At 71.2% G+C, this 12403-nt stretch carries 11 protein-coding genes and 1 pseudogene; 3 read left to right on the top strand and 9 right to left on the bottom strand.

Going from position 1 to position 12403, the window contains the following annotated elements:
- Position 1: 1 nt before the first annotated feature.
- The 9 genes from ACIP79_RS32285 to ACIP79_RS32245 all read right to left on the bottom strand — a co-directional run bounded on the left by ACIP79_RS32285 (position 2) and on the right by ACIP79_RS32245 (position 9820).
- A complete protein-coding gene (locus ACIP79_RS32285; protein ID WP_383682635.1) occupies positions 2 to 1261 on the bottom strand; it encodes a Gfo/Idh/MocA family protein in 1260 nt (419 codons plus the stop codon).
- Positions 1262 to 1340: 79 nt separating this feature from the next.
- Entirely contained in the window at positions 1341 to 2378 is a 1038-nt protein-coding gene (locus ACIP79_RS32280; RefSeq protein ID WP_383682632.1) for a substrate-binding domain-containing protein, read from the bottom strand.
- A 17-nt stretch (positions 2379 to 2395) separates the two neighbouring features.
- Positions 2396 to 3421 carry an ABC transporter permease gene (locus ACIP79_RS32275; RefSeq protein ID WP_401228866.1) on the bottom strand — a complete coding sequence of 342 codons (1026 nt, stop codon included), beginning with the start codon at positions 3419 to 3421 and terminating at the stop codon, positions 2396 to 2398.
- A complete protein-coding gene (locus ACIP79_RS32270; protein ID WP_401228864.1) occupies positions 3418 to 4935 on the bottom strand; it encodes a sugar ABC transporter ATP-binding protein in 1518 nt (505 codons plus the stop codon). The genes ACIP79_RS32275 and ACIP79_RS32270 overlap by 4 nt, the downstream gene beginning before the upstream one ends.
- A gap of 123 nt (positions 4936 to 5058) precedes the next feature.
- Positions 5059 to 6240: an ROK family transcriptional regulator gene (locus ACIP79_RS32265; RefSeq protein ID WP_365440199.1), complete on the bottom strand. Its 1182-nt coding sequence runs from the start codon at positions 6238 to 6240 to the stop codon at positions 5059 to 5061.
- 236 nt (positions 6241 to 6476) lie between these two features.
- The gene (locus ACIP79_RS32260; RefSeq protein WP_383682660.1) at positions 6477 to 7151 is read right to left on the bottom strand and encodes a GntR family transcriptional regulator; all 675 of its coding nucleotides are present in this window, start codon (positions 7149 to 7151) and stop codon (positions 6477 to 6479) included.
- Between the two features lie 135 nt (positions 7152 to 7286).
- The gene (locus ACIP79_RS32255) at positions 7287 to 8225 is read right to left on the bottom strand and encodes a beta-ketoacyl-ACP synthase III (protein WP_383682626.1); all 939 of its coding nucleotides are present in this window, start codon (positions 8223 to 8225) and stop codon (positions 7287 to 7289) included.
- A gap of 139 nt (positions 8226 to 8364) precedes the next feature.
- Positions 8365 to 8520, bottom strand: coding sequence for a hypothetical protein (locus tag ACIP79_RS32250; RefSeq protein WP_401228862.1), 156 nt, complete (start codon positions 8518 to 8520; stop codon positions 8365 to 8367).
- Complete coding sequence (locus ACIP79_RS32245; RefSeq protein WP_401228860.1) at positions 8501 to 9820, bottom strand: OFA family MFS transporter; 1320 nt, start codon at positions 9818 to 9820, stop codon at positions 8501 to 8503. Before ACIP79_RS32245 ends, ACIP79_RS32250 begins: the two co-directional genes overlap by 20 nt.
- A gap of 661 nt (positions 9821 to 10481) precedes the next feature.
- On the opposite strand from ACIP79_RS32245, the gene ACIP79_RS32240 reads away from it, so the two are divergent.
- The 3 genes and pseudogenes from ACIP79_RS32240 to ACIP79_RS32230 all read left to right on the top strand — a co-directional run bounded on the left by ACIP79_RS32240 (position 10482) and on the right by ACIP79_RS32230 (position 12402).
- Entirely contained in the window at positions 10482 to 11453 is a 972-nt protein-coding gene (locus ACIP79_RS32240) for a 2-dehydropantoate 2-reductase (RefSeq protein WP_401228858.1), read from the top strand.
- 62 nt (positions 11454 to 11515) lie between these two features.
- Positions 11516 to 12268: pseudogene (locus ACIP79_RS32235) on the top strand (molybdopterin dinucleotide binding domain-containing protein); the annotation flags it as partial.
- Complete coding sequence (locus ACIP79_RS32230) at positions 12265 to 12402, top strand: hypothetical protein (protein ID WP_401228857.1); 138 nt, start codon at positions 12265 to 12267, stop codon at positions 12400 to 12402. The pseudogene ACIP79_RS32235 and the gene ACIP79_RS32230, both read left to right, overlap by 4 nt.
- Position 12403: the final 1 nt, after the last annotated feature.

Genomic DNA, 12403 nt, shown 5'->3' with positions numbered 1-12403 from the left:
GCTAAAGGCCTCCTCGAACCGCTATGGGCGTGTAGACGGAGTTCTTCTCGGCGCTCTCCTCGACCGCCGCGAGCACGCGCTGCACCTGGAGCCCGTCGGCGAAGGACGGTGCGGGCCGCCGGCCGGCCCCGATCGCCCGCACCAGGTCGCGGGCCTGGTGTACGAAGGAGTGCTCGTAGCCGAGGCCGTGGCCCGGCGGCCACCAGGCCTCCAGGTAGGGGTGGTCGGGCTCGGTGACCAGGATGCGGCGGAAGCCCGCGTGCGCGCCCGGTTCGGCGTGGTCGTGGTAGAAGAGCTCGTTGAGACGCTCCAGGTCGAAGGCCAACGAGCCGCGCTCGCCGTTGAGTTCGATGCGCAGGGAGTTCTTGCGGCCGGTCGCGAACCGGGTCGCCTCGAAGGAGGCGAGGGCGCCGGAGGCGAAGCGGCCGGTGAAGAGGGCCGCGTCGTCGACGGTGACCGCGCCGAGGCCGCCGGCTCCGGTGGTGGACGCCGCCGAGAGGCCGCCCGTCGCGGCGCCGGCCAGCGGCCGTTCCCGTACGAACGTCTCGGTGAGGGCGGAGACCCCGACGACCGGCTCCCCCGCCAGGTACTGCGCGAGGTCGATGATGTGCGCCCCCAGATCCCCGAGCGCGCCCGAGCCCGCGACCTCCTTGCGCAGTCGCCAGGTGAGCGGGAACTCCGGGTCCACCAGCCAGTCCTGAAGGTACGTCACCCGCACGTGCCGCAGCGCTCCGAGGCGGCCCTCGGCGACCATGGTCCGCGCCAGTGACGTGGCGGGCAGCCGACGGTAGTTGAAGCCGACCATGGCCAACTGGCCCCGCTTCTCCGCCGCTTCGGCCGCCTCCGCCATCGCCTCGGCCTCCGCGACGGTGTTCGCGAGCGGCTTCTCGCACAGCACGTGCTTGCCCGCGGCCAGGGCGGCGAGGGCGATCTCGGCGTGGGTGTCGCCGGGGGTGCAGATGTCGACCAGGTCGACGTCGTCCCGGGCGATCAGCGCCCGCCAGTCGGTCTCGGCAGCCGCCCAGCCCTGCCGGTCCGCCATCGCCCGGACGGCTGCGCCGTCACGGCCGCAGACGGCGGCGAGGACCGGTCTGCGCGGCAGGTCGAAGACGTGGCCCACGGTGCGCCAGCCCTGTGAGTGGGCGGCGCCCATGAACGCGTAGCCGACCATGCCCACGCCCAATGGCGGCTTCCCGGCCTCGGCCTCCGCCGGTGCCCCGGCGGCCGCCTCGACCTCGTCGCCCTGGTGCGGCTGTCCCATGCGGATGTCCTCCTCGTCGTCGTGGCGCGGTGGGGGGTGGGGCCCGGTCCGTAGGGACCGGACCCCTGGAGCCGGTCGCTCACTTGAAGCCGGTGGACATGTACTGGGCGACGTTCGCCTTGTCGACGACGGCCGAGTAGAGCGTCATCGAGGCCGGGATCTCGAACTCGGCGAGCCCGCCGACCCCCTTGCCCTGGCCCAGCGCGCGGGCGAGGTCGATGGCGGAGGCGGCCATGGTCGGCGGGTAGAGGACGGTTGCCTTGAGGACCCCGTCGTCCGCCTCGATGGCCTGCATGGCGGAGAGCGCGCCCGCGCCGCCGACCATCAGGAAGTCGTCCCGTCCGGCCTGCTCGATGGCGCGCAGGGCGCCGACTCCCTGGTCGTCGTCGTGGTTCCACAGCGCGTCGAAGCTCGACTGGGCCTGGAGGAGCTGGGACATCTTCGCCTGCCCCGACTCGACGGTGAAGTCGGCGGCCTGCCGGGCGACCTTCTTGATGTTCGGGTAGTTCTTCAGGGCCGCGTCGAAGCCCTGGGTGCGCTGCTGGGTCAGTTCCAGGTTGTCGAGCCCGGCGAGCTCGATGACCTTGGCGTTCTGCTTGTCCTTGAGCTTCTCGCCGATGTAGTGACCGGCGTTGAGGCCCATGCCGTAGTTGTCGCCGCCTATCCAACAGCGGTACGCCTGCGGGGAGTTGAAGATGCGGTCGAGGTTGACGACCGGGATGCCGGCTCGCATCGCCTGGAGGCCGACCTGGGTGAGCGCCTTGCCGTCGGCGGGCAGCACGACCAGTACGTCGACCTTCTTGTTGATCAGCGTCTCGATCTGGCCGATCTGGGCCGCCGTGTCGTTGGAGCCCTCGGTGATCTCCAGGGTCACGTCGGAGTACTTCTTGGCACGGCTCTTGGCGTTGTCGTTGATCGCGTTGAGCCATCCGTGGTCGGCCTGCGGTCCGGCGAAGCCGATGGTGACCTGCTTGCCGGGGGTGTCGGAGGCGGCCGGCTGGTCGTTCGCCGCCGGGTCGTCGTCGGAGTCGTTGCTGGTGCACCCGGCTAGCAGGACACCCGCTCCGACGGCGGCGGTCCCGAAGAGCAGTCCCCTGCGGCTCGTGAGCTCTGGCATGGCGGTGGACCCTTTCCTCAAGTCGTGCTTGCGGTACGGCGCTGGACGAGCACGGCGGCCACGATGATCGCGCCCTTGGCGATCTGCTGGACGTCGCTCTGCAGGTTGTTGAGCGCGAAGATGTTGGTGATCGTGGTGAAGATCAGGACACCGAGCACCGAGCCGACGATGGTGCCGCGGCCCCCGCTGAGCAGCGTGCCGCCGATGATCGCGGCGGCGATGGCGTCGAGTTCGTAGAGGTTGCCGTTGGTGTTCTGGCCCGAGCCGGACAGGATGATCAGCAGGAACGCGGCGATGCCGCAGCACAGTCCGGAGAGCAGGTACAGGTAGAGCCGCTGGCGCCGCACGTCGATGCCCGCGAGCCGCGCCGCCTCGGCGTTGCCGCCGACGGCGACCGTGCGGCGGCCGAAGGTGGTGCGGTTGAGCAGCAGCCAGCCGATGATCGTGACGACGGCGAAGACCATGACCAGCGGCGGTACGCCGAGCACGTACGAGTCGCGCTCGCCGAGTTTCAGGATGCCGTCGATGCTGACGATCTGCGTGTTGCCGTCTGTGATCTGGAGCGCCAGTCCGCGCGCCGAGGCGAGCATGGCCAGCGTCGCGATGAACGGCACCATCGCCCCGTACGCGATCAGTACGCCGTTGACCAGTCCGCAGCCGACGCCGACGAGTACGGCGGTGAACAGGACGCCCGCGAAGCCGAAGTCCTGGGTGGCCACCGTCGTCGCCCACACCGAGGCGAGGGCGACGATCGCGCCGACCGACAGGTCGATGCCCCCCGAGGTGATGACGAAGGTCATGCCGACGGTGACGACGCCGATCACCGAGGCCTGGGTGAGGACGAGTTGGAGGTTACGGGTGTCGAGGAACTCGTCGGGTTTGGTGATGCCGCCGATGAGGATCAGGGCGGCGAGCACACCGAGGAGGGAGAGCGTACGGACGTCGGCCCGGGCCGTGACGGTCCGCCACGGTCCTGGAGTCCGGTCCACCGGCGGGACCTTGTGGGTGTCACTGGGCCTGGGAGGTGACGCTGGCTGCGTCATGACGTTGACGTTCCTTCCATGACGAGGTCGAGGACGCGGTGCTCGTCGAGCTCCTGGGCACGGGCCGTGTGGACGACCCGCCCCTCGCGCAGGACGAGCACCCGGTCGGCGAGGCCGAGGACTTCGGGTACTTCGCTGGAGACCAGCAGGACGGCGAGGCCCTCGTCGGCGAGCCGCCGGATGACGGCGTAGAGCTCGGCGCGGGCACCGACGTCGACCCCGCGGGTCGGCTCGTCGAGCAGCAGCACCCGGCAGCCGCGCAGCAGCCAGCGCGCGAGCACGGCCTTCTGCTGGTTGCCGCCGGACAGGGTCCGGATCGGTGCGGAGGGGTTGTCGGGGCGCAACGACAGCTCGCGGGTGGCCGCGCGTGCCGCGCCGAGTTCGGCACCCCGGTCGATCCAGCCCCCGCGTGAGAAGCGGGACATGGACGACACGGACACGTTGCGGGTCACGGACTCCAGCATCAGCAGGCCCTGCGCCTTGCGTTCCTCGGGAGCGAGCCCGAGTCCGGCGCGGACAGCGGCGCGCACACTGCCCGGCCGCAACGCCCTCCCGTCGACGAGGACTTGACCCTGGGTCGCTCTGCGGGCTCCGTAGATCGTCTCCAGGATCTCGGAGCGCCCGGAGCCCACGAGTCCGGCCAGGCCGACGATCTCGCCGGGCCGCAGGTCGAGGTCGAGCGGCTCGAACTCCCCCTGCCTGGCGAGGTTCCTGACCTGGAGGACGGGTTCCCCGGGAGGCGGTGTGACGGGCCGGTCGGGGAAGACGTACTCGACGTTGCGTCCCGTCATCAGTGCCACGACCTCGCGTGTCGGCGTGGACTCGGCGGGGAGTCCGCCGGCCACCGCGCGGCCGTCCTTGAGGACGGTCACCCGGTCGCCGATGCGCCGGATCTCCTCCAGGCGGTGCGAGATGTAGACGACGGCGACGCCGTCCGCGGTGAGGTCGCCGACGATGCGGAAGAGGTTGTCGACCTCGTCGGGGTCCAGGGCGGCCGACGGTTCGTCCATCACGATGAGCCGTACGTCGTGGGAGAGCGCCCGCGCCATGGAGACGATCTGCTGCTGGGCCGCCGACAGTTCACCGACGAGCCTGGCGGGGTCGATCTCCGGGTGGCCCAGCCGCTTGAGGAGGGCGGCGGTCGCCTCCTTGGCCGCCCTGCCCCTCACGACGAAACCGGCGGTCGTCAGTTCGTGTCCGAGGTGGACGTTCTCGGCCACCGACAGGCCCTCCACCAGGTCGAGTTCCTGGTAGATGGTGGCGATGCCCAGGCGCATGGCGGCGATCGGCGAGCGCAGGGTGACGATGTCGCCGCGCCAGCTGATGGTGCCGTCGTCGGGCTGGTGGGCGCCAGCCAGGACCTTGATCAGGGTGGACTTGCCGGCGCCGTTCTGGCCCAGCAGGCAGTGGACTTCGCCGGCCTGGACGTCGAGGTCGACGCCGTCGAGGGCCCGGACGCCGGGGAACGACTTGGTGATTCCGGACATGGTGAGCAGCGGTGGTTCGGGTGCCATGACTGTTCCCTTTGGCAGGCGTGCGGGCCGGTTGCAGGGCGGTGCGCGTGCTGAGCGGGCGTGTTGAGGGCAGGGCAGGGCAGAGCAGGGCGCTGTGCTGGTGAGGCCGTGGGACCGAGGTGGTTACGCGGGTGAGAACAGGTGGTCGCTGATGAGCCGGGCCCCGCCGATGACTCCGGCGGTCGGACCCAACTCCCCCAGCACGATGGGAAGGTTGCCGGTCGCCAGGGGCAGCGACTGGCGGTAGACCTGGGTGCGGATGGCGGCGAGCAGGGTGTGGCCGAGACCCGTCACCCCGCCGCCGATCACCACCAGTCCGGGGTTGAAGAAGCTGACGAGGCCGGCGATGACCTGGCCCGTGCGGTTGCCGCCCTCACGGATCAGGTCGAGCGCGGTGGCGTCACCCGCGGCGGCAGCGGCGGCGACGTCGACGGCGCTCAGGCTGCCGTTCGTCTCCAGCCGGGTAGCGAGGTCCGTCGAAAGCCCCTGCTGGGCGGCGTCCGTGGCATCGCGGGCGAGGGCCGCGCCGCTGAAGTGGGCTTCCAGGCAACCGCGGTTGCCGCAGGCGCACGGGCGGCCGTCGGGCACGGCCTGGATGTGTCCGATGTCGCCGGCGCTGCCCGTCGTTCCGCGGTAGACCTCGCCGCCGACGACGATGCCGCAGCCGATACCCGTACCGATCTTGACGCAGAGGAAGTCGCCCACGGAGCGTGCGACGCCCGCGTGCTGCTCACCCATGGCCATCAGGTTCACGTCGTTGTCGACCATGACCGGGCAGCCGAGGTCCTGGCTGAGCGCCTCCCGGACCGGGAAGCCGTCCCAGCCGGGCATGATCGGCGGGGCGACGGGGATGCCCTCGGGGAAGCGGACGGGTCCCGGTACGCCGATCCCGGCGCCGTCGAACCCCTCCGCGAGCCCTGAGGCCCGCAACTTGGCCGCCATGGCGAGGACTTGCTCGAAGACCGCGACCGGGCCCTCGCGGACGTCCATCGGCTGGTTGATGTGCCCGAGGACTTCCAGCTCGGCGTTGGTGACGGCCACGTCGATCGAGGTGGCGCCGATGTCGACGCCGAGGAAGCGCAGTGCGGGGGCGAGCCGGATGTTGTGGGAGCGACGGCCGCCGCGTGAGGCGGCGAGTCCGTCGGCGACCACGAGCCCGGTCTCCAGGAGCCGGTCCACCTCGACGGCCAGCTTCGACCGCGAGAGGTCGACCTGATCGCCCAGCTGGGCACGGGAGTTGGGGCCGCCGTCACGCAACAGCCTCAGCAGCCGGGCCTGGTGCGCGTTGGCGGGTCGTGCCGTCATACGTCTCACGAGCCCCTCCCCGCCTCAATTGGCTTGCGTCCACCAGTTCCGGCCACTTCGCCGGGCCTGCTTTCGAGTGGAACGTAGCAGCGGCTGCCTGGAGTGGGAAGAAGTCGCGCACAGATTGCTGCCAGCTTTCTCCACTGACAGGACAAAGAGGCCGCCAGGAACGGACAAACGGGCCACAACCGAGGCTGCGGCCCGTCAGGAGGGGGGGTGCGGTCGGAGCCGCCGGCCTACCTCTCCCGCTCGTGGTACATCTTCCGGGTGTGCTCCGTGTGCGCGCGCATGACCGCCGTCGCGCCCTCCTCGTCCCGGCCCGCGATCGCCGCGATGAGCTCGCGGTGCTCGATCCAGGACTGCCGGCCGCGCTGCCGGGCGACGGGCGTGTAGTACCAGCGGACGCGCCGGTCGACCTGCGCGGCCAGCTCGGCGAGGACGGTGTTGCCCGCGAGTTCCATGACCTTGGCGTGCAGCCGGGCGTTCGTCGCGACCGCGGCGTCCACGTCGTCGGCGGCGACCGCGCGCTCGCCCTCCGCGCACAGCTCCTCCAGGGCGGCGATGGCCTCGCTCCCGGCGTTGGCGGCGGCGAGCCTGGCGGCTTCGGCCTCCAGGAGCGTGCGGACCGTCAGGAGCTGGTCCGCCTCCTCCTCGGTCGGTTCGTGCACGAAGGCACCCTGGGCGGGCCGCAGATCGACCCAGCCCTCGGTGCTGAGCCGTTGGAGGGCCTCGCGCACGGGCTGCCGGGACACTCCGAGGTGTCCGGCGAGTTCGCTCTCGACGAGGTGCTGGCCCGGCGCCAGGGCGCGGGTGGTGATGAGTTCGAGCAGCGCCTCATAGACGCGGTCGCGCAGCGGGCCGGGCCGTTCGAGCTTGGGCACCGCTCCCTGCGGCAGTCCTGTCGACAACATCACGGTCCCCTCCTGGGCAGCGTTGTCGCTGCGTTGCGAAAGCCAATTATGAATTGTCTTTCGCCTACAGTCTACGGCGCACAAAGGCCGCGGGCACGGGAGTCGGGCACGTCGGACCAGGCGGAGGCGGGCTGTTCAGGGGCAGCGGACGACCTGTCCGGCGTACGACAGGTTGCCGCCGAAGCCGAACAGCAGTACGGGATCGCCCGTGGAGAGTTCCCCGCGCTCGACGAGCTTGGAGAAGGCGAGCGGAATGCTCGCCGCGGAGGTGTTGCCCGACTCGACGACGTCTCGGGCGACGACGGCGTTGACCGCGCCGATCTTCTCCGCGAGCGGCTCGATGATGCGCAGGTTCGCCTGGTGCAGGACGAGCCCGGCGAGGTCCTCGGGGGCGAGTCCCGCGCGCTCGCAGGCCTTGCGGGCGATGGCGGGGAGCTGGGTGGTCGCCCAGCGGTAGACGCTCTGGCCCTCCTGCGCGAACCGCGAGGGCGTGCCCTCGATCCGCACGGCGTTGCCCATCTCGGGCACCGAGCCCCACAGCACCGGGCCGATCCCCGGTTCGCCGGACGCCTCGACCACGGCGGCCCCCGCCCCGTCGCCGACGAGCACACAGGTCGTGCGGTCGCTCCAGTCCGCCACGTCGGACATCTTGTCGGCGCCGATGACCAGGGCCCTGGTCGCGGCGCCCGCGCGTACGGCGTGGTCCGCGGTGGCCAGCGCGTGGGTGAAGCCCGCGCAGACGACGTTGATGTCCATCGCGGCCGGCGAGGGGATGCCGAGCCGGTTGGCGACGCGGGCGGCCATGTTCGGGGAGCGGTCGACGGCCGTGGAGGTGGCGACCAGGACCAGGTCGATGTCGCCGGGGGTCAGGCCCGCCGCGGCGAGCGCCTTGGCGGCGGCGTACGCGGCCAGCTCGTCGACGGGCTCGTCGGGACCCGCGATGTGCCGTGTGCGGATGCCCACCCGGCTTCTGATCCACTCGTCGCTGGTGTCGACCAGGCCCGCCAGGTCCTCATTGGTGAGTACCTTGGCGGGCTGGTAGTGACCGACGGCGGCGATCCGTGAGCCGTTCATGGGTGGGTCCCCCTCGTTGCCTTGGGTAGCGGGATCCTCCAGTGTGATCAGTGACCCATCGGTACGACGGCAGGTGATGCCACAGGATTGGGGCTTCAGCCTTGTCGGCTTCTGTCAGACCCGCCGGGCAGCCGAACAGTCATCCCGTGAACAGCTGAGTAGCTTTCTGTACGAGTTCGTAGAGGCCGTAGACGAGCGGCGCCCCCACCCAGAGCCAGGCGAAGGCGATCAGGGGCCGCCGGTCGGGCGCGCCACCGGGCGTGCCGTCAGCCGTGTCAGGCGGACTGCTGGACATCCGAGGCCTCCCTGGGGACGGGAATGTGGTGGCGGGCGTTGACGGGCCGGACGAGCTCGTTGGCCACGAAACCGACGGCGAGCAGCCCGATCATGATGATGAACGACAGGCCGTAGAGCGAGGAGCCGTGCTTGCCGGCCTCCTCCTGCCGGTCGGCTATCCAGTTCACGATCAGCGGGCCGAGGACTCCCGCCGTGGACCAGGCGGTGAGCAGCCTGCCGTGGATCGCGCCGACCTGGTAGGTGCCGAAGAGGTCCTTCAGGTAGGCCGGGATGGTCGCGAAGCCGCCGCCGTAGAAGGAGAGGATCACCAGCGCGCAGAGGATGAAGAGCGGCTTGGAGGAGTCACCGAGCCAGGCGATGGTGGCGTACATCAGCGCGCCGACGCCGAGATAGACGCGGTAGATGTTCTTGCGTCCGATCAGGTCGGACGTCGAGGACCAGCCGATCCGGCCCGCCATGTTGGCCGCGGAGAGCAGCGCGACGAATCCGGCGGCGGCCGAGACCGACACGGGGGTGGAGGTGTCCGCGAAGAAGTCCGTGATCATCGGGGCGGCCTTCTCCAGGATGCCGATTCCCGCGGTCACGTTCATGCAGAGGATCACCCACAGGCACCAGAACTGCGGGGTGCGTACGGCGTTCCGGGCCGAGACCTGCACCCCGTCGAGCGAGCTGGGGCCGGACGCGACGGGCTTCTCGCCGCGCGGCACCCGTACCAGCAGCACGCCGAGCGACATGAAGACGGCGTACGTCAGCCCGTGCACCAGGAAGGCGAGCGCGATCCCGGAGGAGTCGGAGCCGAAGGACTCCAGCATCTGCGCGGACCACGGCGAGGCGATCAGCGCGCCGCCGCCGAAGCCCATGATCGCGATGCCGGTGGCCATGCCCGGCCTGTCCGGGAACCACTTGATCAGGGTCGAGACGGGCGATATGTAGCCGATGCCGAGGCCTATGCCGCCGACGAATCCGTAGCCGAACACGATCAGCCAGTACTGCTCTGTGGCGGCGCCGAGCGAGGCGATCAGGAAACCGGAGGAGAAGCAGATGAGGGCGACGGTCATCGCCCAGCGCGGCCCGTTGCGCTCCACGAGGGTGCCGCCGAACGCGGCGGACAGGCCGAGCATGACGATGCCGAACTGGAAGGGCAGCGCGCTCTGGGTGCCGCTCAGGTCGAGCGCGGACTCCAGCGGAGGCTTGAAGACGCTCCAGGCGTAGGCCTGGCCGATGGAGAGGTGGACTGACAGTGCCGCCGGCGGGACGAGCCAGCGGCTCCAGCCGGGGGGTGCGACAGGGGGGCTCATGATCCGGAACGATAGGAAGCGGTTGTGTGTTCGGGAAGCCGCCCGGCAGGAACTCGTCGACCGTATGCGATGAGCGGTACGACTTTTGCGACGAACGGCAGCCGGTGCCGGACGAACGGTTCGAGCCGACGTGATCGCGCCATTACGGTCCGCGCGCGGGGGGTTACCGTCCATGCCCGCGCGAGGTGCAGTCCGCCCGCGCGGGGTGCCGTCCGGGCCTGCGCAGGGTGCCGTCCGGGCCTGCGCAGGGTGCCTTCCGCGCCCGCGCAGGGTGCCGTCCGGGCCTGCGCGGGGTGCAGTCCGAGCCCGCGCGGGGTGCAGTCCGCGCCCGTGCGGGGTGCCGTCCGGTCTCGCGCCGGGTCACCGTCCGCGGCCGCACGTCATTATCGGCCGCGCGCGAGGAGGCGTCCGGCCAGCCCGCGTCCGCACGCGGGGAAGCGCGCCCGGACCCGGAGACGGACCCGGAGACGGGCCCGGAGACGGGCACAAAACCGGCACAGGCGCGGCGGCCGAGTCGCGCAAAAGCCGTGCAAAGGCAGCATTGTCAGCCGTCCGCGCGCTGTCCCACCCCTTGCCGCTCATCATTCCATCCTGTAGACAATATTTCGTCGACAGAGTTCGGCAGTTCCTCGGTACCCTCGACCGAACGGAGCGCCACACAGTGAGAGTCGCAGTTCTGGGCGCCGGTGCGATCGGCGCCTACGTCGGCGCCGCGCTGCACCGCGCAGGCGCCGATGTGCACCTCGTCGCCCGTGGACCGCATCTCGCGGCCATGAGGCAGCACGGAGTCCGCGTACTCAGCCCCCGCGGTGACTTCACCGCGCGTGCCCACGCCACCGACGACCCGGCCGACATCGGCCCGGTCGACTACGTCTTCCTGGGTCTGAAGGCCAACTCGTACGCGGCGTGCGGGCCGCTGATCGAGCCACTGCTGCACGAGAACACGGCGGTGATCGCCGCCCAGAACGGCATCCCCTGGTGGTACTTCCACCGGCACGGCGGGCCGCACGACGGCCACCGGGTCGAGAGTGTGGACCCCGACGGCGCGGTCAGTGCGGTGCTCGCGCCCGAACGGGCCGTCGGTTGCGTGGTGTACGCCGCGACGGAGCTGGAAGGGCCGGGCGTCGTACGCCACTTGGAGGGCACCCGGTTCTCCGTCGGCGAGCCCGACCGGTCGATCTCCGAGCGCTGCCTGGCGTTCAGCGACGCCATGCGCGAGGGCGGACTCAAGTGCCCGGTCGAACGGGACCTGCGCAACGACATCTGGCTCAAGCTGCTCGGCAACATCTCCTTCAACCCGATCAGCGCGCTGTCCCGCGCGACGATGCGGCAGATGTGCCTGCACGGCGGCACCCGCGAGGTCATCGAGATCATGATGGCCGAGACGCTCGCGGTCGCCGAGGCCCTGGGCTGCGAGGTGGGCATCTCCATCGAGCGACGCATGGCGGGCGCGGAGCGCGTCGGCGATCACCGCACCTCCACGCTCCAGGACCTGGAACGCGGCAAACCGCTCGAACTCGACGTGCTGCTCGCGGCCGTCGTGGAGCTGGCCGAGATCACCGGGGTCCCGGTGCCGACGCTCCGTACCGTCCACGCCATCTCGGATCTGCTCGCGCTGCGGACCGCCGCATGAGGAGACCCGAACCGCGGGTGCGCGCGGGCCTCGCGCACCCGCCCGCACTGGACATACCGGCACTGGACACGGCCGCCGACATCGCGCTGACCCACGCGGTCGGCCGCGAGATCATCCACGCGGGCCTCGCCGACCAGGCGTTCATCGCCCGCGCGACCAGCGGCTTCGAGGAGTACAGGAGGCTGGTCGAGCCGTGGACGCCGTCGCTCGCCGCGAAGGTGACGGGCGTACCGGTCTCCGCCGTACGGGAGTTGGCGCGGGTCCATGCCCGGCCCGACCGGAGGCCCGCGGTCGTCGAGTACCGCCGGGGCGAGGAGAGCGAGCACGTGCGCGCGCTGGCCAACCTGTCGTTGCTGACCGGGCGCGCGGGCGGGGCGGGCGGTCGCCGGACGCCCTTCGAGCTGGTGCGGCACGACCCGCCCGTCGACCTGACGGACGAGTGCTACCCCGTACGGCTCACCACGGGGCGCCGTCTCACCGCCGTGCGGGGCGGCGCGCCGTCGCCGCTCCGCCGGAGCGGGTGCGTGGAGCTGTGCCCGGAGGACGCGGAGCGCTACGGCGTGGTCGTGGGCGAGGAGGTCCGGGTCTCCTCGCGGCGGGACTCGCTGGTGGCGGCGGTGTGGATCGACACCGAGCTGCGGCCGGGACTGGCGTTCACGGCGGCGGCCCGCGAACCCGGCGAGGGGGACACCGGACTGCCGGCGACCGGGGTGAACTGTCCGATCGCGGGTACGGCGGAGTTCACCGCGTCGGCGATCCGGATCGAGCGGCTGCCGGCCGGGCTCCGCGCTCCGGCGGACGAGGGGGCGCGGTGAGCCGTCGGCCGATCCAGCGCGTGCAGGACAATGGACGGGTGAAGGTCTCCTCGCCGTACGACCGTCCGGCGCGTCCGCGCGACCTCCACCGCAAGGGCCGCTTCGGCCACCAGCACGCACAGAACCGGGGCTGAT

The sequence above is a fragment of the Streptomyces sp. NPDC088747 genome, assembly GCF_044751025.1.
Lineage (GTDB): Bacteria > Actinomycetota > Actinomycetes > Streptomycetales > Streptomycetaceae > Streptomyces.
This window is presented reverse-complemented; position numbering and strand designations above follow the sequence as displayed.